The organism is Halomonas sp. RT37 (assembly GCF_040070525.1).
Classification (GTDB): Bacteria; Pseudomonadota; Gammaproteobacteria; order Pseudomonadales; family Halomonadaceae; genus Halomonas; species Halomonas litopenaei.
Genome location: NZ_CP098827.1, coordinates 409,687 through 431,759 on the forward strand (window position 1 = coordinate 409,687; position 22,073 = coordinate 431,759).

At 65.1% G+C, this 22,073-nt stretch carries 18 protein-coding genes; 8 read left to right on the top strand and 10 right to left on the bottom strand.

From position 1 onward, the window contains the following. Positions 1-5: 5 nt before the first annotated feature. The 3 genes from NFG58_RS01875 (at position 6) to NFG58_RS01885 (ending at position 3,992) form a co-directional block, all read left to right on the top strand. Positions 6-1,805 (top strand): phospholipid carrier-dependent glycosyltransferase, encoded by a 1,800-nt coding sequence (locus tag NFG58_RS01875; protein WP_348827481.1) that lies wholly within the window; start codon positions 6-8, stop codon positions 1,803-1,805. 359 nt (positions 1,806-2,164) lie between these two features. Next, positions 2,165-3,166, top strand: a complete 1,002-nt coding sequence (gene thpD, locus NFG58_RS01880; RefSeq protein ID WP_348827482.1) for an ectoine hydroxylase — start codon at positions 2,165-2,167, stop codon at positions 3,164-3,166. Between the two features lie 148 nt (positions 3,167-3,314). Next, positions 3,315-3,992: a fumarylacetoacetate hydrolase family protein gene (locus NFG58_RS01885; RefSeq protein WP_045992624.1), complete on the top strand. Its 678-nt coding sequence runs from the start codon at positions 3,315-3,317 to the stop codon at positions 3,990-3,992. A gap of 35 nt (positions 3,993-4,027) precedes the next feature. Here NFG58_RS01885 and NFG58_RS01890 read toward each other — a convergent pair whose 3' ends face one another. The 4 genes from NFG58_RS01890 to NFG58_RS01905 all read right to left on the bottom strand — a co-directional run bounded on the left by NFG58_RS01890 (position 4,028) and on the right by NFG58_RS01905 (position 8,681). Next, positions 4,028-5,134 (bottom strand): alcohol dehydrogenase family protein, encoded by a 1,107-nt coding sequence (locus tag NFG58_RS01890; protein ID WP_348827483.1) that lies wholly within the window; start codon positions 5,132-5,134, stop codon positions 4,028-4,030. A gap of 229 nt (positions 5,135-5,363) precedes the next feature. Further along, positions 5,364-7,283, bottom strand: a complete 1,920-nt coding sequence (gene speA / locus NFG58_RS01895; RefSeq protein WP_124805006.1) for a biosynthetic arginine decarboxylase — start codon at positions 7,281-7,283, stop codon at positions 5,364-5,366. Then, positions 7,280-8,245, bottom strand: a complete 966-nt coding sequence (locus NFG58_RS01900; protein ID WP_045992627.1) for a homoserine kinase — start codon at positions 8,243-8,245, stop codon at positions 7,280-7,282. Before NFG58_RS01900 ends, speA begins: the two co-directional genes overlap by 4 nt. Positions 8,246-8,411: 166 nt before the next feature. Then, positions 8,412-8,681, bottom strand: a complete 270-nt coding sequence (locus tag NFG58_RS01905; RefSeq protein WP_108131126.1) for a DUF2782 domain-containing protein — start codon at positions 8,679-8,681, stop codon at positions 8,412-8,414. Positions 8,682-8,990: 309 nt separating this feature from the next. Between NFG58_RS01905 and polA the strand changes: the two genes are divergently transcribed. Continuing rightward, positions 8,991-11,792, top strand: a complete 2,802-nt coding sequence (gene polA / locus NFG58_RS01910) for a DNA polymerase I (RefSeq protein ID WP_348827484.1) — start codon at positions 8,991-8,993, stop codon at positions 11,790-11,792. A 38-nt stretch (positions 11,793-11,830) separates the two neighbouring features. On the opposite strand, the gene NFG58_RS01915 is transcribed toward polA, so the two are convergent. After that, positions 11,831-12,577: an NAD(P)H-dependent oxidoreductase gene (locus NFG58_RS01915; protein WP_348827485.1), complete on the bottom strand. Its 747-nt coding sequence runs from the start codon at positions 12,575-12,577 to the stop codon at positions 11,831-11,833. A gap of 89 nt (positions 12,578-12,666) precedes the next feature. Between NFG58_RS01915 and NFG58_RS01920 the strand changes: the two genes are divergently transcribed. After that, positions 12,667-13,548: a LysR family transcriptional regulator gene (locus NFG58_RS01920; RefSeq protein ID WP_348827486.1), complete on the top strand. Its 882-nt coding sequence runs from the start codon at positions 12,667-12,669 to the stop codon at positions 13,546-13,548. A 79-nt stretch (positions 13,549-13,627) separates the two neighbouring features. After that, the gene (locus NFG58_RS01925) at positions 13,628-14,356 is read left to right on the top strand and encodes a haloacid dehalogenase type II (protein WP_213229964.1); all 729 of its coding nucleotides are present in this window, start codon (positions 13,628-13,630) and stop codon (positions 14,354-14,356) included. A gap of 8 nt (positions 14,357-14,364) precedes the next feature. On the opposite strand, the gene NFG58_RS01930 is transcribed toward NFG58_RS01925, so the two are convergent. The 4 genes from NFG58_RS01930 to NFG58_RS01945 form a co-directional block, all read right to left on the bottom strand. Further along, positions 14,365-15,432, bottom strand: a complete 1,068-nt coding sequence (locus tag NFG58_RS01930) for a sodium:calcium antiporter (protein ID WP_348827487.1) — start codon at positions 15,430-15,432, stop codon at positions 14,365-14,367. Positions 15,433-15,505: 73 nt separating this feature from the next. Further along, a complete protein-coding gene (locus tag NFG58_RS01935; RefSeq protein WP_197037042.1) occupies positions 15,506-16,219 on the bottom strand; it encodes a sulfite exporter TauE/SafE family protein in 714 nt (237 codons plus the stop codon). Continuing rightward, positions 16,213-17,667, bottom strand: coding sequence for an amidohydrolase family protein (locus tag NFG58_RS01940; protein WP_348827488.1), 1,455 nt, complete (start codon positions 17,665-17,667; stop codon positions 16,213-16,215). The genes NFG58_RS01935 and NFG58_RS01940 overlap by 7 nt, the downstream gene beginning before the upstream one ends. Next, on the bottom strand, positions 17,664-19,031 hold the full coding sequence (locus NFG58_RS01945; protein WP_348827489.1) for a uracil-xanthine permease family protein: 1,368 nt from the start codon (positions 19,029-19,031) through the stop codon (positions 17,664-17,666). Before NFG58_RS01945 ends, NFG58_RS01940 begins: the two co-directional genes overlap by 4 nt. 202 nt (positions 19,032-19,233) lie before the next feature. Here NFG58_RS01945 and NFG58_RS01950 point away from each other — a divergent pair, with 202 nt between their 5' ends. Together NFG58_RS01950 and NFG58_RS01955 are read left to right on the top strand one after the other, a co-directional pair. Next, positions 19,234-20,142: a LysR family transcriptional regulator gene (locus NFG58_RS01950; protein ID WP_348828111.1), complete on the top strand. Its 909-nt coding sequence runs from the start codon at positions 19,234-19,236 to the stop codon at positions 20,140-20,142. A 122-nt stretch (positions 20,143-20,264) separates the two neighbouring features. Then, positions 20,265-20,774, top strand: coding sequence for a hypothetical protein (locus NFG58_RS01955; protein WP_124804995.1), 510 nt, complete (start codon positions 20,265-20,267; stop codon positions 20,772-20,774). A gap of 146 nt (positions 20,775-20,920) precedes the next feature. Here NFG58_RS01955 and NFG58_RS01960 read toward each other — a convergent pair whose 3' ends face one another. Beyond that, positions 20,921-21,940, bottom strand: a complete 1,020-nt coding sequence (locus NFG58_RS01960) for a Fe(3+) ABC transporter substrate-binding protein (RefSeq protein ID WP_287163394.1) — start codon at positions 21,938-21,940, stop codon at positions 20,921-20,923. Positions 21,941-22,073 lie beyond the last annotated feature (133 nt).

Genomic DNA, 22,073 nt, shown 5'->3' on the forward strand with positions numbered 1-22,073 from the left:
GCACCATGAATCCCTTGATATGGCCACGCCGCCTGCCTTGGACGGTGTGGCTGGCCTTCGGCGCCTTCGCCGTCCTGCTGCTGGCACTCGGTCTCGGCTGGCGCGATCCTTGGCCCGCCGATGAGCCCCGTTTCGCCTTGAATGCCATAGAGATGCTGGTGACCGGAGATTTCTGGATCCCCCATCGCGGCGGTGAACTCTACGCTGACAAGCCGCCGATCTTCATGTGGGCAAGCGCCCTGGGCATCTGGCTGACCGGCTCGATGCGAATCGGCTTTCTGCTGCCGTCGCTGCTGGCCGGGCTCGGCACTCTGGCGCTGATCGTGGATCTTAGCCGGCGCCTGTATGGCCAGCGCATTGGTCTGCTGGCGGGCATTGCCATCCTGGCGACCCTGCAGTTTGTGTTGCAGGCCAAGACCGCCCAGATCGACATGCTGTTGACCTTCTTTACCACCCTGGGCGCCTACGGACTGCTGCGCCATGCCCTGCTGGGTCCAGCCCGCCGGTGGTGGCGGCTAGGCTTTGCGGCCATGGGGGCCGGCATCCTGACCAAGGGGGTGGGCTTTCTGCCGCTGGCGCTGCTGCCCGCCTGGTGGTGGTTGGGGCGCGGTGGCGCCAGCGGTAACAGGGGGCCTGGCCGGCTGACGCCGCTCCGCCTTCGTGATCTTCTCGAGGGACTGGGGTGCCTGCTGGCGGTGGTGCTGGCCTGGGGGTTGCCGATGATCCTGATCACCAGCCTGAGCGACGACCCAAGCCTGGCGGCCTATCGTGACAATATTCTGTTCAAGCAGACCGGTGAGCGCTACGCCGACGCCTGGGCTCACTTGCGTCCCTGGTACTACTACATCGCCCAGGTGCTGCCCTGGGCCTGGATGCCGCTGGTGCTGACCTTTCCCTGGGCCTTTCCCAACTGGTGGCGACGCATTCGGCGCGGTGATGCGCGTACGCTGCTGCCTGTAAGCGCCGTGGTGTTGATCGTGGTCTTCTTCTCGCTGTCACCGGGTAAACGCGGCGTCTATATGCTGCCGACCCTGCCGCTGATGGTGCTGGCGCTGGCGCCACTGCTGCCGGCGCTTGTCAGGCGGATCGGCCCCAATCGCGCGGGCTTCGCAGCCGTCATCCTGCTTGGCGGGCTGCTGGGATTGGCGGGCCTTCTAGGGCTCTGCGATGTCGCGCCGTTGGAGCGTCTGGCCCATCGTTACGGGATCACTCCCTGGTGGGAGTGGCTGGCGCTGGGGGGCCTGGCCCTGGGCCTGGCGCTTGTGGTGAAGCCGCGCCGGGGCCTGGTTGCCGTGACCCTGTTCCTGTGGTGCCTGTGGGGCTGGTGGAGCACCCTGGGATATTCCTGGATGGACCCGGAGCGCTCGCCCCGGGACATGATGGCCAGGGTGGCGCAACAGGTAGGGCCGACCGGCGAGGTGGCGCTGTTGAACTTCGATGAGGAGATCCTGCTGCATTCGCGCACGCCAAGCGTTCACTTCGGCGACATGACGCCCATCGAGCAAGAGCTTCCCGCCGCCATGGCCTGGCTCGCAGAGGCACCCTCCCGGCGCTGGATGCTGGTGGTGGACAAGGATCTGGAAGACATCGACTGCGGCGAGCTTGGCCAAGGGTTCGACCTCGGCCATCAGAATCGCCACGACTGGCTGCTGCTGCCGGGTAGCGCCTTCGCTGGCTGCCCCCAGGATCGCGGCGCAGCACCGCTCTACCTGGCGCCAACGTCGCTGCCCGGCTCCGGCGCCTGGCGCTACTTCACCGAGACACTGCCTGTCCCCGGCGAGGTAGCAGGAGTGACGCATCGCTGAAAGTTAGACGCAAGTTGTGCAAGGGTTGAATTCAAGAGGCGGCTTTTGTAGCTTGGGCTCGGGGAGATAGCCTTCTCCTTCAGGGCGGCGCTATACCTCAAATTCAGCCTTGAATGCAGCCTTGAGTTCAGCCTTAGATGCACCTTGGGATGCAGCCTTAGATGCACCCTGTGATGTGGCCTTGAATGCTGCCCTTGATGCAGTCGGTGATATGGCCTTTGACGGTCGGTGACGCCTGTGTGGCGCAGCATTTCTGGGCCGTCGCTGGTGTACAGGTAAGTCGCTGGTGTACAGGTAAGTAGCGCCGCGGGTACGAGTTCGAATCTGAAAGCTGATCAATACCAAGGGAGGGTGATCGGATGGAAGTGCAGACATCGTCCAATCCGCAAACCAAGCATCGCAGCAACCTGGACCCACAAGACCAGCAGCGTTTCGACTGGCAACGTTTCGCCGGGCTCGACAGCGGCCAGGCTCGCGCCACCCGCTACCCGACGCGATTGCCCGAACCGATGGACAGCCTGTGGGTCGACCGCCAGGGCCCGGCGGTCAAGGGCAGCGCCGACCAGGGGCCGCTGAGCCAGCAGCAGCTCGACGAGTTCGAGCAGAAGGGCTTTCTGTTTGAGCCCGGCTTCCTCGGTGGCGAAGAGCTCGCACGCCTTCGCGAAGAGCTCAATGCATTGCTCGACAACGACACCTATCGGGGCAAGGACTACAGCATCGTCGAGCCGAGCGGCAAGGAGATCCGCTCGCTGTTCGCCGTGCACTATCTGTCCCGGGTGTTCGCCCACCTGGCCAATGATGAACGTCTGGTCGGCCGCGCTCGCCAGATTCTCGGCGGCGAGAGCTACGTCCACCAGTCGCGCATCAACTACAAGCCGGGCTTCGAGGGCAAGGGCTTCAACTGGCACTCGGACTTCGAGACCTGGCACGCCGAGGACGGCATGCCCGACATGCACGCGGTGAGTGCCTCCATCGTGCTGACCGACAACCACGAGTTCAACGGTCCGCTGATGCTGATTCCCGGTTCCCATCGTGTGTTCGTGCCGTGCATTGGCGAGACGCCGGACAACAACCACGAGAAGTCGCTGCAGAAGCAGGAGATCGGGGTGCCTAGTCAGGAAGCCCTGCGCCAGCTGATCGATCGCAACGGTATCGAGGCGCCCAAGGGCAGCGCTGGTGGGCTGTTGCTGTTCGACTGCAACACCCTGCATGGCTCCAACGCCAACATGTCGCCGGATCCGCGCAGCAATGCCTTCTTTGTCTACAACCGCGTCGACAACCGCTGCGTCGAGCCGTTTGCGGCCAACCGCCGTCGCCCGGATTTCCTGGCCCACGAGCCTGGCAGCGATTTCAATCCCTGAAGCGACGGTCGCCACCGCTCGCGATGAGCGCGATGGCTGGGATAGACTCGAAAGGCGCGCCTTGGGCGCGCCTTTTTTGCATGCCACGCGACCCCGTTCGCTGGGCCGTGTCGTTTCCTATCCTTCTTCATGCCTTCAGGAGCCTGCCATGTCTCTCGTCCCGAGCTTTGTCGACGGTGACGCCTTCTCCCAGCCACTTGGCAAGGTGGTCTGTGTTGGACGCAACTACGCCGAGCACGCCAAGGAGCTCGACAACCCGGTACCCGACGCACCCTTGCTGTTCATCAAGCCGGCGACCAGTGTGGTGCCCCTGGAAGAGCCGATCGGCGGTCCCTTCGAGCGCTCCGACGTACACTTCGAGACCGAGCTTGCGCTGTTGATCGGCGAGACCCTGCGTGAGGCCACGCCCGAGCAGGCCGAGGCGGCAGTGGTCGGGGTCGGGCTTGCGCTGGACCTGACGTTGCGTGATGTCCAGTCGGCGCTGAAGAAGAAGGGGCATCCGTGGGAGATCGCCAAGGCCTTCGATGGCGCCTGCCCGCTGTCGCGTTTCGTGCCCATCGAGGCGCCGCTCGACTGGTCGGCCATCGAGTTCAGCCTCGACATGAACGGTGAACGTCGCCAGCACGGCGTGGCCCGAGACATGCTGTTCGCGATCCCGGCGCTGCTGTCCGAGATGAGCCAGCACTTCACCCTGGCCCCGGGTGACGTGGTGCTGACCGGCACCCCGGCCGGTGTCGGCAAGCTGGAGAAGGGCGCGAGCCTGGCTTTCGAACTGACACTGCCCAGCGGCCAGCGCCACGCCCTCGAGACCCGCGTGCTCGGTTAACGCTTGGCTAACCCGCAGTCCCGACGCCTTCGGCGTCAGTCCAGCGGCGGCGGCAGCAGCACGAAGTTGCCCACGTGCTGCTTCTCGAGAAAGGCCTGCTGGGCCTCGACGATCTGCGCAAGCGGGAAGGTCCTGGCCAGCAGGGGACGAATCTCGCCGCGCTCGATGTAGCCGATCAGGTCCGGAAATATCGGCTCGTCCCAGGCGGTGGAGCCGATCAGGCGCACGTCCTTGAGGTACAGCTTGCGCATGTCGAGCTCCACCACCGGCCCTGCGATGGCACCGGAGGAGACGTAGCGGCCGCCGCGGTCGAGCACCTCCAGCACCCCGCCAAAGCCCTTGCCGGCGACGTTATCTACCGCGACGTCGATGCTCGACTCGCCGAGGCTGGCCAGCAGATCATCGTCGCGGTCGAGCAGGTGGTCGGCGCCAAGGGCGCGGATCGCCTCGTGCTTGGCGCTGCCCGCCACCGCCGTGACGTGGGCGCCCCGGCGCTTGGCCAACTGCACCACCGCCGAGCCGACACCTCCCGAGGCACCGGTGACCAGCACCCGGTCGCCGGCGCTGACACCAGCGCGGTGCAGCATGTTCTCTGCGGTGCCGTAGGCGCAGGGGATGGTGGCGAGTTCCTCGTCGCTCCAGTCGCAGTCCACCGGGAACACTTCGCTGGCGGGCACCTTGACGAACTGGGCGAAGGCTCCGTCGAAGTCAGAGGCCATCCACACCGAGTCCCAGTGATCGAAGCCTCTGGTGCGCATGCAGGCGCGTACCAGTACCCGCTTGCCCAGCAGGTCCGCCGTGACCGAGGCGTTGGCACCTTCCTCTTTCGGCGCGCCCAGGGCCACTATCTCGCCACAGCAGTCGGTGCCCTGAATCAATGGAAAGGGAGTGGCGCCATTCCAGCCGCCATCCTCGGAGTCGGCGGCGTTCTCGGCGCTGTCATCGAAGGCGTCCGCCGATGCCCGGGTGTCGCTCTTGACGCTGGCGGAGTACCAGCCGAGCCGGGTATTGATCTCGGTGTTGTTGACGCCGGCGGCGAGCACCCGCAGCAGCACCTCTCCGGGGCCCGGCGTCGGGGTCGGGACTTGTTGATAGCTGAGCTTGTCGTAGCCGCCGTTGCCGGTGGTGACCACCGCCATCATGGTGGGGGGAATGCTGCGCTGTGAGTCTCGGAGCTGTGAGTCTTGGGGGTAGGGGGCCGGGGATGCGATGGCGCTGTCCTCCTGTGGTCAAGATGTGTCTGGCTTGATGCATATCTCGCCACGAGCGTGGGCCAGGCGCAAGAGCTGAAGTCCCCAATAGCAGGCGCCCGGCGATACCTTTAGGCATCGCCGGGCGAAGGCTCACACGGAGTGGGGCGTGCGGGTCGGCTCACTCCAGGTAGGTGTAGCCGTCGAGCCCTTCTGACAGATCATCGAGGAAGTGACGCTGTTCGCGTGGGTCGAGGTTGCTGCGGGTGAGCTGGACCCGGAGCCGTTCGCGCAGCACGTCGGCGTTGAAGTTGACGTAGCCGAGCACGTCGGAGACCCGGTCGCCCCACTGCAGGTTGGTCAGGCGCCAGCCACCGTCGCGATCCAGCGAGGCATCGACGGCGTCGGTGTCGCCGAACAGGTTGTGCAGGTCACCGAGGATCTCCTGGTAGGCGCCGACCATGAAGAACCCGAGCAGGCGCTCGTCGTCTTCGCGCCACTCCGGCAGCGGCAGGGTGGTTTCGACCCCCTGGCCGTCGACGTAGCTGTCGATGCGCCCATCGCTGTCGCAGGTGATGTCCTGAATCACTCCACGGCGGCTTGGGCGACGGTCGAGCCCGGACAGCGGCAGCACCGGGAAGATCTGCTTGATGCCCCAGACGTCGGGCATCGACTGAAACAGCGAGAAGTTGACGAACAGCTTGTCGGCGAGTTTCTCGGCCAGCTCGTCGAGGATCTCGCGGTGGGCGCGATTGCGCGGGTCGAGCTGTGACCTCAGGGCGGCGCAGGCGGCGAAGTAGACGCTCTCGCCCTCGGCGCGGGCGGCCAGATCGGCGGCCCCCAGCACGAAGCGGTCGTGCAGGTCGCCCATGTCCTGGATCAGGTCGTGCCAGGCCTCCACCAGCCCACGCGGTTCCGGCTCGCGCTTGAGGAAGTCCAGGGTGCGCCACAGCGCCTCGACCTCGGGGTCGTCGCTCTTGCGTTCGCTCGGCGGCGCGGTGTCCACGCTTTCCTCGCCGATTACGTTGGTGATCAGCACCGCGTGATGGGCGGTCAGGGCACGGCCGGATTCACTGATCAGATGCGGCTGCGGCAGACCTTCGGCGGCACACACCTGATTGAAGGCGTAGACCACGTTGCGGGCGTACTCGAGCATCGAGTAGTTGATCGAGCAGAAGTTGCGCGAGTGGGTGCCCTCGTAGTCGACGCCAAGTCCACCGCCCACGTCCACGGTGTCCACCGGCGCACCCAGTTGGCGCAGGTACTGGTAGAAGCGCGCGCACTCGCGCAGGCCACGCTGGATATCACCGATGTTGGCGATCTGGGAGCCCAGGTGGAAGTGCACCAGCTGCAGGCTGTCGAGTCGCCCGGCTTCGGTCAGGCGCTCGACCACGGTCAGGATCTGGCCGGCGGTCAGGCCGAACTTGGACTTCTCTCCGCCGGTGTCCTGCCACTTGCCGCGGCCCACCGAGGACAGTCGGGCACGCAGACCGATGCGCGGGGTCACCCCCAGGCGTTCGGCCTCCTCGAGGATCATCGGCAGCTCGGAGAGCTTCTCCACCACCAGATAGACCCGATGGCCGAGCTTCTCGCCCATCAGCGCCAGGCGAATGTACTCGCGATCCTTGTAGCCGTTGCACACGATCAGCGAGGGGCCATCGCCGGACAGCGCCAGCACCGCCAGCAGTTCCGGCTTGCTGCCGGCCTCCAGGCCAACCCGGTCGCGCCCGCGCTCGTTGGTGGCGAGGATCTCTTCCACCACTCGGCGCTGCTGGTTGACCTTGATCGGGTACACCGCGGTGTAGCCGCTCTCGAAGTTTTCCTCGCCCATGGCCTGGTCGAAGGCCGCGCACAGCTGCTCGACCCGGTCGTGCAGGATATCGGTGAAGCGGATCAGCACCGGCAGGCGCAGGCCGGCCTGGCGGATCTGGTCGACCAGGCCACGCAGCGGCAGGCTGGGGCCGGGTTCGACCTCGCCTAGCGGGCGGACCAGTGCCTGTCCGTCCTCGTCCACGTCAAAGTAGCCGCTGCCCCACTGGTCGATGTTCCAGGTGCGGCGGGCGCGTTGCACGGCGGAGTCGGCGTCGGGCTTGTGGCTCACGGGCGGGCCTCGATATCTGGCAAGGGCAGGGCTCCATGTTCCAGGCGCGCAAGCAGGATGCGCCGGAACTGTTCGGGATCGTGGGGAGTCAGGTCGTGGGCCGGCGGGTCAACGTAGACCACCAGCAGGCGAGACAGCCAGTAGCGCAGGGCGGTCAGGCGCAGCATCAGCGGCCACAGTTCGCGCTCGGTGGCGGTCAGCGGGCGTTCGGCCAGGTAGGCCTCGAGCAGAGCGTCGTGGCGCTCGGCTACCAGGCGACCGTCGGCGTCGGTGGCCCAGTCATTGATGACGATGGCCAGGTCGAACAGCAGGTCGCCGGTGCAGCCGTTGTAGAAGTCGATGATGCCACCCAGGCGCTCGCCGTCGAACAGGGTGTTGTCGCGAAACAGGTCGCCGTGCAGGGCGCCCTGGGGCAGCGGCTCCGCGCTTTCCAGCGCGGCCTGATAGGCGTCGACCTCGTCCTGCATCAGCGCCTGGTCCTCGGGCGAGAGGTAGACCAGCACCTTGTGGTGCATGGCCGACAGCCAGTGAATATCGCGAGGATTGGGACGGTGTCCGCCGAAGTGGCGGGAGACACGATGCATCTCGCCGAGCGCCTGCCCCAGCGCCCGGCACTGGGTCACGTCGGGCGCGCTGGGATGGGCGCCCGGCAGGCGCGGAAACAGCAGCGCCGGCCGACCCGCCAGCTCGTGCAGGGCGATACCGTCACGGTCGTGAATCGGCCCGGCCACCGGGATTCGGTGCTCGTCGAGGAAGTCGAGCAGCTCGACGAAGAACGGCAGCTCTTCGTGCTCTCCCTGCTCGAACAGCGTCAGCACCAGTTCGCGACGGTCGGTGGTGACAAAGAAGGTGCTGTTCTCGGTGCCCGCGGGCACGCCCTGCAGCTTCGTCAGTTCGCCGACGTCAAAACGGCTGAGAAAGCCTGCGACCTGTGCGTCGTCAAGCGGAGTGAATACGGCCATGAATCGTCTCGCCCGGGGTTGCCAAGGCGCCTATTGTAGCGACTTGGCACCGAGTTGCACGTGATCTACGGGAGTGGTCTCAGCGGGCTTTCGCGCCGCTTGCCAGACGGGCATCAACAGCTAGGGGACGCAGCGGCGGGCGCGCCGCCCAGGCAGCGGCCTTGGGTCAGCGAACCCAGCCGGGAATCTCGACGTTGCCGCCGCCCTGGCGCTCGAAGTTGCCGTCGCCGTTGCGGTCGACCAGGAAGTAGGCGCTGCCATCCTTGGGCTCGACCTTGATGGCGTACAGCTTGCCGTTGACGCGGTACTCGCGCAGCGTCTGGTTGGCTTCCTGGCGGACGCTGATGTCGGGTTGCGCCTGGGCGAGCACCGGCGCGGCGGCGGCCAGCAGGGCCAGCGACAGCAGGAGGGCGCTCGCAATGCGGGTGATCGTCATGGTGGTCTCCAGGATGGGAGAATGAACGGTTGGTAAAGCAAAGGGAACACTGTTCGATCAGACCATGATACGTCGGCACAGGTTCCCCTCGCAAAGTAAAGGAACAGGGCCGATGCCCCAGGTCGACGCCTGATGGCCGGCACAGGGGGCGGGCGCAGGGGGCGGGCGCAGGGCGGGCCAGGGGCTGACGCAAGGACAGGGCGATGGCCGTGACCGCGTCGAGGGTCGCAAAAGCGTCCGGCAAAAGACGAAAGGGATGCGTATCATGGGTGGCATCGTAGTCATTTATCCTTACAGGGACGCCGATCCATGGCCTCAAGCCCCATCGTTCTCGTCGACGGTTCCTCCTATCTGTACCGTGCCTTCCACGCTCTGCCGCCGCTGACCACCTCCGAGGGTCAGCCCACCGGCGCCATCAAGGGCGTGATCAACATGCTCAAGCGGCTGATCAAGGACTACCCGGACAGTCCCATGGCGGTGATCTTCGACGCCCCGGGCAAGACCTTCCGCGACGAGCTCTACGACCAGTACAAGGCCCAGCGGCCACCGATGCCCGACGACCTGCGCGCTCAGGTGAAGCCGCTGCACGAGTGCGTGCGTGCGCTCGGCCTGCCACTGTTGTGCATCGAGGGGGTCGAGGCCGACGACGTCATCGGCACCCTGGCGAAGATGGCCACCGACGCCGGTCGCGACGCGGTGATTTCCACCGGTGACAAGGACATGGCCCAGCTGGTCAATGGTCATATCACCCTGGTCAACACCATGAAGGGCGAGACCCTCGACGTGGACGGGGTCAAGGACAAGTTCGGCCTGCCGCCGGAGCTGATCATCGACTACCTGGCGCTGATGGGTGACAAGGTCGACAACATCCCTGGAGTCCCCGGAGTGGGCGAGAAGACCGCCATCGGCCTGTTGCAGGGTATGGAAGGCGGGCTCGACGTCATCTACGGCGATCTCGACAAGGTCAAGACGCTGTCGTTTCGTGGCGCCAAGACGCTGCCGAAGAAGCTCGAGGAGCACCGCGACAAGGCCTACCTGTCCTACGAACTGGCGACCATCAAGACCGACTGCGAGCTGGAGCTCGGCCTCGATGATCTGGCCATCGCCGCGCCGGATCGCGAGGCGCTGAAGACGCTGTATCAACGCCTGGAGTTCAAGAACTGGCTGTCGGAGCTGCTGGCCGGCCAGGATGAAGGCGTCGATGACGTCGCCGGTGGTTCCGCCACCCCCGAGGGGGGTAGCGGAGGCGAAGGCGATAACAAGAACAAGGCCCAGGCGACGCCCTCCAGCGAGCGTCAGGATACGGTGATCCTCGAGCAGGCCGAGCTGGACGCCTGGCTTGAGCGACTGGCCGCTGCCGAGGCCTTCTGCTTCGATCTGGAAACCACCAGCCTCAACTACATGGAGGCCGACATCGTCGGTGTCGGCCTGTGCCTGACGCCCGGCGAGGCAGCCTACATTCCGCTGGGCCACGACTATCTCGACGCCCCGGCCCAGCTCGATCGCAAGGCGGTGCTCGAGGCGCTGGCGCCGATCCTGGCCGACGAGGCGATCGCCAAGATCGGCCAGAATCTCAAGTACGATATCTCGGTGCTGGCGCGCTACGACATCCCGGTCAAGGGGCCCTTGGTGGATACCATGCTCGAGTCCTATGTGCTCGACTCCACCGCCACCCGCCACGACATGGACTCGCTGGCGCTCAAGTACCTGGGCGAGGGCACCGTCAAGTTCGAGGACATCGCCGGCAAGGGCGCCAAGCAGCTGACCTTCAACCAGATCGCACTGGAACAGGCCGCGCCCTACGCCTGCGAGGACGTCGACATCACCCTGCGGCTGCACCAGACGCTGCGCCCGCGAGTGGACGAGACTGGCCGCCTGGCCGAGGTCCTCGACGAGCTCGAACGCCCGCTGGTGCGGGTGCTGTCGCGCATGGAGCGCAACGGCGTGGCGCTGGACGCGGAGCTACTGCACACCCAGAGCCGGGAGCTGGGGGAGCGCATTCGCGAGCTCGAGGCCCGCGCCTATGAGCTTGCCGGGCGCGAGTTCAACCTGGGCTCGCCCAAGCAGCTCGGCCAGATCCTGTTCGAGGAGCAGGGCATCCCGGTGATCAAGAAGACCCCCAAGGGCGCGCCCTCCACCGCCGAGGCGGTGCTCGAGGAGCTGGCGCTGGACTACCCGCTGCCCAAGGTGATCATCGAGCATCGCGGCCTGTCCAAGCTGCGCTCGACCTACACCGACAAGCTGCCGAAGCTGGTCAACAAGGCCACCGGCCGGGTCCACACCAGCTACCACCAGGCGGTGACCGCCACCGGGCGGCTGTCGTCTTCCGACCCCAATCTGCAGAATATTCCGATTCGTACCGACGAGGGACGGCGCATCCGCCAGGCCTTCGTGGCACGCCCGGGCTATCGCATCGTGGCGGCGGACTACTCCCAGATCGAGCTGCGCATCATGGCCCACCTGTCCGGCGACAAGGGCCTGCTGTCGGCCTTCGCCGAGGACAAGGACATCCACGCCGCCACCGCCGCCGAGGTGTTCGGGGTGGCCCTGGACAAGGTCAACGGCGAGCAGCGGCGCAGCGCCAAGGCGATCAACTTCGGCCTGATCTACGGCATGAGTGCCTGGGGCCTGGGCCGCCAGCTGCATATCGAGCAGAGCCAGGCCAAGACCTACATCGACCGCTACTTCGATCGTTATCCCGGAGTCGCTCGCTACATGGAGCGCATCCGCGCCCAGGCCGCCGAAGACGGCTACGTCGAGACGGTGTTCGGACGCCGGCTCTACCTGCCGGAGATCCACTCCCAGAACCGTGCCCGTCGCCAGGGCGCCGAGCGTACCGCCATCAACGCACCGATGCAGGGCACCGCGGCGGACATCATCAAGCGCGCGATGATCGATATGGACGCCTGGCTCGCAGACCAGGCCGGCAGCGACGGCTTCGACGCCTGGATGGTGATGCAGGTCCACGACGAACTGGTATTCGAGGTCAGAGAGGACCAGGCCGAGGCCTTCATGGAAGAGGTCAAGACGCGCATGCAGAACGCCGCCAGCCTCGACGTACCGCTGATCGTCGAGGCCGAGTGCGGTGACAACTGGGATGAAGCGCACTGAGGCGTTGCCGCGGATGCTGGAGCGCCGAGTCGGAGCTTCTATCGCCATCGCAGAGGATGACGCAGGCCCAGCCGACCTTGCTCGTCCCAGTCATCCCACCCTGAGAAGGGGATCGTCGACTCCCCTTCCAGGCCCTTGAGCCTGGCCCGCCAGTCGGCCTTGGTGCTTTCGAGGTGCCGGCGGAATGCGGTCTCCTCCTGATAGGCGAGGCCGCCGCCCTGGATGCCGAAGGCGAGCTGTGGTGGCAGCACTTCGAGGCCCAGGTAATACAGGGAACAGTGGAAGGGGTACATCAGCCGAACAATGTCTCCCGCTCTGCCGGCGGGCTCGAAGGCCTCCGCCGGCGATCCTGTCGTCACCGCGCAGATGGCGCGTTTGCCCTTGAGTCGCCCGTGATCATAGCGGCGACTTCCAGAGTACATCCCTCCGTACACCATCACGCGATCGAACCAGCCCTTGAGCATGGCCGGTGGTCCATGCCACCACAGTGGAAACTGAAAAATCACCAGCTCTGCCTGTTCCAGCCGTTGGATTTCTCTTGCCACGTCGTCGGGAAGTTGTCCGCCTTCGAAGGCGTGGCGTTGCTCCGTCAGTGCGTTAAATACCTGCGAATCCTGGCGATTGCGATAGTGGCGAGGGTGTTCAATGGCATCGAAGCCTTCAGCGTACAGGTCGCTGATGACCACCCGATGGCCCTGGGAGATCAGAGTGTCGGCGGTGATGACGGTCAAGGCGCCGTTCAAGGATTGGGGTTCAGGGTGACAGTGAACGATCAGGACATTCATGGTCGACTCCGTTGCGGTGGGTGTGGTTCAGGCTATGCCTTACACTTGTGCAACGAAATTCCCTATTCTTGTCAGTAGGCATTGCAAAAATGAACAGTTGGGACGACTTGAGGACGGTGCTCGAGATTTCGCGCTCGGGCTCTCTCTCAGGGGCGGCACGCCAGCTTGGCGTCAGCCACGCCACCGTGTTTCGGCGCCTGCGAAACATCGAGCGGCGCCTGGGCGTGCTGTTGTTCGAGCGCTCACCCGGTGGTTACCAGCCCACCTTGGCAGGGGAAGAGATGGCGCAGGCGGCAGCGCGCGTGCACCAGGAGGTAGAAGGGGTGGCGCGCCGCATCCAGGGGCGGGATCAACGGCTGGAGGGCGTCATTCGCGTCACCCTGACAGACTCCTTGCTGCAGGGGCTGTTGATGCCGGTGTTTGAGGCGTTCCAGCAACGCCATCCCGCCATCGTGCTTGATGTCTCGGTCTCCAATGCCCTCTATGATCTGGCCGCTCGCGACGCCGAGGTGGCGATTCGGCCCTCCAACCAGCCACCCGAGACGTTGGTCGGTCGGCGAGTCGGTTCGATCCGCCAGGCGATCTACGTGGCTCGCGATGGCGACATCTCCGAGCCGGGCGACATCACCGCCTGGATTGATCAGGGACAGCGCCCCGACGATGCGGCGCTGGCGGCTTGGATGGAAGACAAGGTCGAACGAGCCATGGTCCGCTTCCGTTGCGATAGCCTGCTGGGGCGGCAGCAGGCCGCCAGGCGTGGCTTGGGGGCGGTGGTGCTTCCTCGTTATCTGGGCGATGCTGATGTCGGCTTGAAACAGGTGGGAGATGAGTTGGAGGCGTTGGCGGTCGACCTGTGGCTGTTGGCCCACCAGGACATGCGTCAGGTCGTGCGTATACGCTTGTTTATCGACTTTCTTGCTGAGTCGCTCAGGGCGAGGTTGGCGCCCGGGGCGGCAGACCCAAAGCGCTAGGCCAAGCCTTGGTACCCGCCGTAGGGTACCGCTACGACTTTGGACAAGCCCCACCGGCCGCGAAACAAGGAGAGCGACCATGACGACAACACCGGTACGCCCGCAGATACTCGCCTTCGATATCTTCGGCACCGTGGTCGACTGGCATGGCAGTATCGCCCGGGAGGTCGAGGCGCTCGGTTTGCTCACGTCGCCAGGCGCAGCGGCATCGATGACGCCCGCGGACTTTGCCCGAGCCTGGCGCGCGGGCTATCGGCCGGCCATGGACAGGGTGATGTCCGGCGAGCTTGGCTGGACGCGTATCGACGACTTGCATCGGATGATTCTCGATGAGCTGCTCGATCGCCACGGGCTGGCACTGGACGAGGCGGGCAGGGCCCATCTCAACCGCGCCTGGCATCGTCTGGCGCCCTGGCCCGACAGCGTCGAGGGGCTGTCACGGCTCAAGCGCGGCTATACCCTGTGCACCCTGTCCAATGGCAACCTGGGGCTGCTCGCCAATATGGCCAAGCACGCCGGCCTGCCCTGGGACCTGATCCTGTCCGCCGAGGTCTTTCGCGCCTACAAGCCCCATCCCGACACCTACCTGGGAGTGGCCGAGGTCTTCGAGGTGGCCCCCGAGGAGGTGATGCTGGTGGCCGCCCACCAGGACGACCTCGACGCCGCCCGCCGCTGCGGCCTCAAGACCGCCTACATCGAGCGTCCCCATGAGTTCGGCGAAGACGCCCCCAAGGCGGTGGAAGGTTCGCCCGACAACGATCTCCACTGCACCTCGTTGATCGATCTGGCCGATCGTCTGGGCGCCTAGTGTCATCGCTATCCAGTCGTGGCGTGGGCGCTGACAGCGCCCGATGGCGGCAAGTGCGGCACCAGGTCGATGGTGCCGAAGGACTCGAGCGAGACCCACACCACGAAGGCCGCGTAGACCACCAGCAGACAGATCGACTCGCGCCGCGACAGGACCATTTGGGTGCGCATCATCAGAAACAGCAGCACCGTGGCGAAGGTCAGCGCGGCCATCATCGGCGCCGCCAGCGAGAAGTCGATCACCGCGGTACCGGCGATCAGCACGCCTGCCGGGATGCACACCAGCAGGTCGAAGGTGTTGCTGCCTAGCACATTGGCGATGCTGGTGACGCCGCGTCCCTGGCGTGCGGCGCGGATGGAGACGAAGGCATCGGGAATCGAGGTGCCGGCCGCAACCACGGTGATGCCCCACAGGAAGCTCGGGGTGCCGAAGATCTCGCCGAAGTTGATCGCCGCGCGCACCAGCCCCTCGACGCCGATCACGATGACCACCAGCGACAGCGCCAGTCGCCCCCACTCTCGTCCCGGGCGGATGTCGCTGACGTCCTCGTCGGATTCATGATCCAGAGTGTCCTGGTACTGCACAAATAGGTAGAGCCCGTACAGGGCGACCGGCATCAAGGCCAGCCAGCGGGTCATCTCGCCCTGGATGCTGCCGCCCTGGGGCGAGGTCTCCACCGGGTGGTAGATGGCGGCGAAGGCGAAGGTCAGGGTCAGCACCGCCACCGCGATCATGTAGAACTGGGCTTCCTTGTAGACCAGGTCGCGATTGGCCTGAAGCGGTGACTTCGAGGCCAGCCCGCTGAGCCCGGGAATCACCAGAATATTGAACAGCGCCGAGCCGACGATGGCCGCCACACCGAGCTCGAACTCGCCGTGGACCAGGGTCGAGATGACGGTGGTGGACAGCTCCGGGAAGCTCGAGCCTACCGCCACCACGATGGCGCCCTGAACGATTTCCGGCAGCCGGTAGTAGGCCGACAGGCGCTGGCTCGAGCGTTCGAGCAGACCGCTGCCCTTCCAGATGATGGCGGTGGCGATGATGGCGACCAGCGTCCAGAGCAAGATGGCGGACATTCCCTATCCTTGAGCGAGAGGTGGCCCTGTCAGCTTAGCCGTCTTGATCGCTCGCGCAAAAGACAGACGCTGGCTATCGCGGCACCATCAGGAACAGCCCGGAGAGTAGCGCAAACAACAGGACCCCCTGACGCAGGCGCTTGGCATCCAGACGCTGGTGCATGATTCGGCTCAAGACGGTACCGATCAGCAGAGGAGGAAGAAGAGCGAGCGCCCACCACAGCTGTGTCTGTTGCACGGCACCTGCCATGGCGAGAATCAACAGTGACAGCACTTCGCCGACCACGAAGCAACAGGCAATGGTGGAGCGTAGCTCGGGACCCGGTCGATGCTGGTAGAGCAGGGCCAGGGGAGGGCCACCGACCCCGGTGGCGGTTTCGGTGACACCGGTGATGGCACCCACCGTGAGGCAGGCGCCGGTGCCCGGTCGAAACACCGGAGCAAAGAGGGCGACCAGCACCGCGAGCACGGTGGACGCTCCGATCAACTGGTTGAGCCCCTGAGTGCTCAGCACCATCAACACCGCGAGCCCGGCCAGGGTGCCTGGCAATCGTCCAGCGCTGATCCAGGCGCTGCCGCGCCAATCGATGGCCTCGCGCTCGCGCAGCGCCACCAGCAGATTCAGCGGAAGCATCAGGACCAGCAATGCCACCGGCAGCAGAGTCGGTGCCAGAATTCCCAGCACCGGGGCCACAATCAGCGCGAAACCGATACCGATGGCTCCCTGGACGAAGGACGCCAGCAGGGTGGCTACGGCGGCGATCGCATAGGTAGTGGTCGTCAGCATCGGGGCTCCCCATTGCCTCGCTGCCTTGAGGGCGTCGCTTCACCAGCTTTTCCATGGCGCTCGCGATGCACCTCGGAGGTCGGGTGGACCCGCTGGATCGGTGCCTTGTTGATGGCGGCGGGAGCCACCTCGCGGACTTCAGCAAGCAGTGCCCGTGCGTCCCAGTCCACTGGCCAGCCTTGCCAGAGTCTCAGTCGGCCAGCGGTGAACACGGCTTCGATCTGATCTCGATTGCCGTAGCGCACAAGTTCCCAGGGCCGGTCCCAGGAAGGCGTCATCTCAGGCACCTCGAGATCCACCAGCAGGAAGTCGGCGGCTTTATCCACAGTGATGTCGCCGGTGATACTGCCAAGCCCGCAGCACTCGGCGCTGCCCTGGGTAGCGTGTTCCAGCCAGCGCCAGCCACCGCCGCAGGAGCTGTCGCCGGTAGCCAGACCGAAGGCCATTCGCTGGCTGGTCTCGGCCGCATCCATCAGGCGAAAGCCATCACTGCGGGTACCGTCTGTACCGAGCCCGAAACGGATACCAAGCGCCGCCATCTGCAGGGCGGGCGCCACCGCGTTGCCTTTCCAGCTGCTGGCGACCGGATTGAAGGCCACCGCGGTATCGGTATCTCGCAGCAGATTGAGCTCGTCTGGCGTGACCAGGGTGGCGTGGGCGATCAGGGTCTGTGGGCCGAGTGCGCCCACCGCGTGCAGATGCTCCAGAGGCCGCTGTGAGCGCGTTACCAGAGAACGTTCGACCGCCTGGAGGTGCTCGTTGACGTGGCTCTGGAAGATCGCTCCCTTGTCGCGGCATAGCGTGGCGACGTCATTGAGCATATCGTCGCTGGCCGCTTCGGGAATGGAAATTGCCAGGGATGGATGGATCAACGCGTGGTCGCGGTAGTCCGCCAGGTGGGCCACGGCACGGTCGAGAATGGCGCTGCGTTGCTGGGGCGAACCGCTACCGCCCCGATCATTGCAGATCATGCCGAGCACGCAGCGAAGCCCGCTTTCTTCGGCCGCCTTGGCGAGTGCGCCGATTTCCCCCGCACTGCGGGTACCCGCGTCCACCGCAGTGGTAAAGCCTCCGCGCAAGGCCTCGAGCGCCGCCAGTTTGGACGACAAGTGAAGCAGTCGCTCGTCCAGGCTGGATTCCAGAGGCACCCAGATGCGTCGAAAGATTTCGGAGGGTTCCCCGAACACCAGCGACTTGCCCAGTGACTGGGTCAGATGATGGTGGCTGTCGACGAACCCCGGCATCATCAGGTGTCCCGGCAGGTCGATCGGGGACAACGTCGGATGACGGGCGACCAGGGCTTCCTTGGGTCCGATATCGATGAAGCGCCCGGCGCTCGTCACGACTCCCATGTCACGCTGAATGCTTCCATTCGCAAGCAGTTCGCCAGGGCACAGCAGCAGCTCGCTGGCCGAGAGTCGCTGGCGCAGTTGCTGATCGAGCGTCATGAATCTGTCTCCGGAGCTTCGGTGTGGGAGGGCTGGGTCTCGCGGGCGCTGTTGCCGCTGCCCAGGTGGTAGAAGGCCAGGTTGACGATCACCGCGGTGAGAGTGCCCATGGCCAGTCCATTACCCAGGATGATCTGCAGGTGGGTCGGGAAGGCAGAGTAGAAGCCCGGTACAACGATCGGCAGCAGACCCATGGCCAGCGCCGAGGCCAGCGTGAAGAGGTTGCCGTGCTCATTGAAGTCGACGCGGCGCAGGATATTGATGCCCATGACCCCGATAATGGCGAAGACGATGACGGCGGTGCCGGCCACCACCGGTGTCGGCAGGGTGGCGGCCAGTCGGCCCAGAGGTGCCAGCATGGCCAGCAGGATCAGCAGACAGCCGGCGGCGATGGTGACATAGCGCGAGCGCACGCCAGTGGCCCGGATGATGCCGATATTCTCGCCGCTGGTGATGATCAGCGAGGTGCCGAGGCAGCCGCCGAACAGCGAGCCCAGGGCGTCGGCGCGAATGTTTCTGGGAACCAGGGCCTTGGCATCGCCTCGCTTGCCGACGATTTCGGCGGTGGCCATGGTCTGGCCGGTGGCCTCGGTCATCGACACCACGCTGAAGATGATCAGCGGCAGGGACGCCAGCAGGTCGAACTTGGGCATGCCGAAAGGAAAGAGTTGGGGCAGGGCGATCAAGGGGCCATCGAGGATGCCCGCCACGCTGAGGTGACCGAAGGCTGCCGCGATCAGCGCACCCATGACAAGCCCGATCATCACCGAGATGCGACGCAGGGCGCCGGTAAACACTCTGGCACTGATGACGATGCAGGCGATGGTGGCCAGCGCCAGCAGAATGGTCGAAGGAGCGGCGAAGTCGGGGCTGTCAGGACGCCCGGCGATCAGGCCACCGAAGATCTTGACCAGGTTGATGGCCACCAGCAGCAGCATGGTGCCGATCACGATGGGGGGAAAGAAGCGGAGAACTCGGGTGAAGAAGGGTAGTGCCAGGAAGTAGAACAAGGCGGTCAGAATCACCGCACCGGTGGCGGTCTGGATATCGGTGGCCTGGGCGATCGCCAGAAAGATGACGATGGGGGCACCGCCAGGGACCTGCACGAACGGGAGTCTCGCGCCGAAGCCCAGAACCCCGATGGATTGCAGCAGGGTGCCGAGGCCACAGGCGAGGAAGGTGGCGCTCATCAGCGGTACCGTGACGTCAGGCCCGAAGCCCAGCGCCTGGCCGACCAGGAAGACCGCCGTGATCGGTGCGGCTGCCATCACCAGTACGTGCTGCAAGCCGTAGAGGATGGCAGCCTTCAGTGGCAGCCGTTCGTCCACCGGATCGACGGAATCGGTGCGAAGAGGAGAAGACATGGGTGGCCTCATTGTTGTTGTCGTTCAAGACTGTGCGTCCAGGTGTTTGCCGAACCGCGTTTCTTCTGCGGGTTTCAGAGGAAAGCTAGCGCTGAGTCAGTGTGCGCGTCTATCATCGTTTTTCGTGAGATGTGTTGCCGAAATGGCAACGATTAGTGAGCCAGCCATGGTCTGACGAATCAGGAGACTCCGCGTGCCCTTGATGACCACCGCGCTACGCTATTTCGATGAGGTTGCCCGACAAGGGTCGATCCGCAGGGCCGCAGACCACCTCCATGTGGCGGCCTCGGCGGTCAATCGCCAGATCCTCAAGCTGGAGGACGAGCTTGGCGTACCGCTGTTTGAGCGGCTTCCCCGCGGCCTGCGCCTGTCCTCGGCGGGCGAGCTGCTGGTCTATCAGGTGCGACAGTGGCAGCGGGACGAACGTCAGCTGCTGGGGGTGCTGGACGATATCCGTGGCACCGGTACCAGTGAGGTGCGGGTCGCGTCGGTGGAGTCAGTGACCGACCGCCTGCTGCCGGTGACCATTCGGCGCTTCATGGAGCGCTATCCTCGTGTGCGTTTCGACCTGTCCACCGATCTTACCGACCCCATCATCGACGCTATCCTGTCGGGAGAAGCTGACATCGGACTTTGCATCAATCCGCCGTCCAATCCGCGCCTGCGTACCCTGCGACGGCTCGAATTGCGTTTCGGGGCGGTCATGGCGCCGTGGCACTCTCTGGCCAAGGCGAGCGAGCTTCGCCTCAAGGATTTCGAGAACGTCCCGGTCATCTTGCCGGACCAGGCAATGTTTCGTGGCTCTACTCTGGAACGCGCGCTGTCCACTCAGGACGTGCGACTCTCCGCCGTTGCCGCGTGTGGCCGCATCCTGAGCATGAAGTCGCTCGCCAGAGAGGGCGTGGGCGTGGCGTTTCTCAATCCGCTGGATGTGACTCGTGAACTGGCCGAGGGGGAGCTTGTCTTTGTGCCTTTGCGGGATCGTGGTATCGCTGCGGCACAGTTGGAAATGTGTGTGGCCAAGGATCGGCCGCTGCCTCTGGCCATCGCCGTATTCGCCGAAATGCTGGATGAGGCGCTGAAGGAACTGGATGTCGCCACCACCGTCTAGTCACTCGCGTCACGCGAAGTAGGTCTTCAGACTGCCGAGATGGCACTGCGGGTGCTATGGTGTCGGTCATGGATTGCTTATCTGGTCGTGGTTGCCACGGCCTCACTGCCGGAGACAAGGATATGACACGGGGAAAGATGGGATGGGCCGCTGTGGCCATGCTGACACTGGCTGGCTGTGCGTCGACCTCACAACCGCAGACGGCGGCCGAGATGTTCGACTGCGACGCCCTCAATCAGGCCGTGGCCAGTGCCGACAATGATTTCACCGACATCAAGGGACGCTTCGACGACACTCGGCTGACCCGCAGCTGGGAAACCGATGTCCAGGCCTTCCACGACTCCTGTCTGATCACCTCGGCGCAGCGCCCGGATCACTACTCCTGTTTCGGACGGATGGACAGTGACGACCCTCGTGGTGCCCTGGTGGCCGGTGGTGAGGCCCTTGGCCAGTGCCTGGGCAGTGACTGGACCTCCACCCGCGAGACGTCCGATCGTCTGGTCTTCTCCAGGGCCGGCAGCGACACCACCGTGACGCTGGAAACCTTCCTCAACGACCGCGGCCGCCGTATGGGCAGCCTGGATGTGTGGCAGCACCCGGATGATCAGCGTCTGGAGTCCACCGACGGCTGACTGCCGCTGTTGGACCCATGACGGGTCCATTGGCTGCACCAACGACAGGGCCCGTGCCGATCGGCACGGGCCCTGTCGTTGTGGCCTTGGCGTTTGTGCTGCTTGCGCAGGCCCTCATCAGCGGCGAGGGCCTGGCGTGGACGGGCTTAACGCCAGCCGACGCGATCGAAGATCTTGACCGCTTCCGGGTTGTTCTCGCCCAGCACGCTGACGTTGACTTCGTCCTTCTTGAACTCGCCCCAGGAGCCGAGTACCTCGTCCACGGCGACGCCCTCGACCACCGGGAATTCGTGGTTGCCCACGGCGAACAGTTCCTGAGCTTCGTCGGAGGCCAGGAACTCGAGGAAGGCGACGGCGTTGTCGTGGTTAGGTGCACCCTTGACCAGGCCGGCACCACCGACGTTGACGTGGGCACCACGGTCATCCTGGTTGGGGAACAGGATCTGCACGCTTTCGGCGGCCTCGCGCTCGTCGGCGTCGTCGGAGGTCAGCAGACGCACGTAGTAGTAGTGGTTGGCCACCGCCACGTCGCACTCGCCGCTGGCTACGCCCTTGATCTGGTCGCGGTCGCCACCCTCGGGGTCGCGAGCCATGTTGTCGACCACGCCCTGGGCCCACTCTTCGGCACCTTCCTCACCGTGGTGCTCGACCATCGAGGCCAGCAGTGACTGGTTGTAGATGTTGTTGGAGGAACGGATGCAGATCTTGCCCTTGAGGCTGGGGTCCGCCAGCTTCTCGTAGCTGTCGACCTGCTCGGGCTCGATGGTCTCGGGGTTGTAGAAGATCGCCCGCACGCGCTGGCTGAAGCCGAACCAGTCGCCTTCGGGGTGGCGCATGCTCTCGGGCAGGCGCTCGTTGAGCACCTCGGAGTCCACCTGCGCGAAGATGCCTTCCTCCTCGGCGCGCCACAGGCGGCCGGCGTCCACGGTCATCATGATGTCGGCGGGGCTGGCCTCGCCCTCGCGCTTGATGCGCTGGATGAGCTGGTCGGAATCGCCCTGCAGCACGTTGACCTCGATGCCGGTCTGTTCGGTGAAGGCGTCGTACATGGCCTGGTCGGAGTCGTAGTGACGTGCCGAGTACACATTGACGCTGCCGTCGGCGTAGGCGAGACCGGAAGCGCCGGCCAGGGCGATGGCGATGGCAAGACGAGAGACGTTGGACATCGGAGACCTCGAGTGGCGGATGGAATGATAATACGTGTCATTCGGTGTCCGTATTGAACGACCTCCCGGGCACGGCGTCAATCACTGTGCCTCCTTGGGCTGATGCAGGGTGCTTCTCTCGGCATAGTGGAGG

Excerpts from the sequence above, each read along its gene's own strand:
- NFG58_RS01875 (WP_348827481.1), top strand. The coding sequence starts at position 6 with ATGAATCCCTTGATATGGCCACGCCGCCTGCCTTGGACGGTGTGGCTG.
- thpD (WP_348827482.1), top strand. The coding sequence starts at position 2,165 with ATGGAAGTGCAGACATCGTCCAATCCGCAAACCAAGCATCGCAGCAAC.
- NFG58_RS01885 (WP_045992624.1), top strand. The coding sequence starts at position 3,315 with ATGTCTCTCGTCCCGAGCTTTGTCGACGGTGACGCCTTCTCCCAGCCA.
- NFG58_RS01890 (WP_348827483.1), bottom strand. The coding sequence starts at position 5,134 with ATGATGGCGGTGGTCACCACCGGCAACGGCGGCTACGACAAGCTCAGC.
- NFG58_RS01900 (WP_045992627.1), bottom strand. The coding sequence starts at position 8,245 with ATGGCCGTATTCACTCCGCTTGACGACGCACAGGTCGCAGGCTTTCTC.
- NFG58_RS01905 (WP_108131126.1), bottom strand. The coding sequence starts at position 8,681 with ATGACGATCACCCGCATTGCGAGCGCCCTCCTGCTGTCGCTGGCCCTG.
- polA (WP_348827484.1), top strand. The coding sequence starts at position 8,991 with ATGGCCTCAAGCCCCATCGTTCTCGTCGACGGTTCCTCCTATCTGTAC.
- NFG58_RS01915 (WP_348827485.1), bottom strand. The coding sequence starts at position 12,577 with ATGAATGTCCTGATCGTTCACTGTCACCCTGAACCCCAATCCTTGAAC.
- NFG58_RS01920 (WP_348827486.1), top strand. The coding sequence starts at position 12,667 with ATGAACAGTTGGGACGACTTGAGGACGGTGCTCGAGATTTCGCGCTCG.
- NFG58_RS01925 (WP_213229964.1), top strand. The coding sequence starts at position 13,628 with ATGACGACAACACCGGTACGCCCGCAGATACTCGCCTTCGATATCTTC.
- NFG58_RS01930 (WP_348827487.1), bottom strand. The coding sequence starts at position 15,432 with ATGTCCGCCATCTTGCTCTGGACGCTGGTCGCCATCATCGCCACCGCC.
- NFG58_RS01935 (WP_197037042.1), bottom strand. The coding sequence starts at position 16,219 with ATGCTGACGACCACTACCTATGCGATCGCCGCCGTAGCCACCCTGCTG.
- NFG58_RS01940 (WP_348827488.1), bottom strand. The coding sequence starts at position 17,667 with ATGACGCTCGATCAGCAACTGCGCCAGCGACTCTCGGCCAGCGAGCTG.
- NFG58_RS01945 (WP_348827489.1), bottom strand. The coding sequence starts at position 19,031 with ATGTCTTCTCCTCTTCGCACCGATTCCGTCGATCCGGTGGACGAACGG.
- NFG58_RS01950 (WP_348828111.1), top strand. The coding sequence starts at position 19,234 with ATGACCACCGCGCTACGCTATTTCGATGAGGTTGCCCGACAAGGGTCG.
- NFG58_RS01955 (WP_124804995.1), top strand. The coding sequence starts at position 20,265 with ATGACACGGGGAAAGATGGGATGGGCCGCTGTGGCCATGCTGACACTG.
- NFG58_RS01960 (WP_287163394.1), bottom strand. The coding sequence starts at position 21,940 with ATGTCCAACGTCTCTCGTCTTGCCATCGCCATCGCCCTGGCCGGCGCT.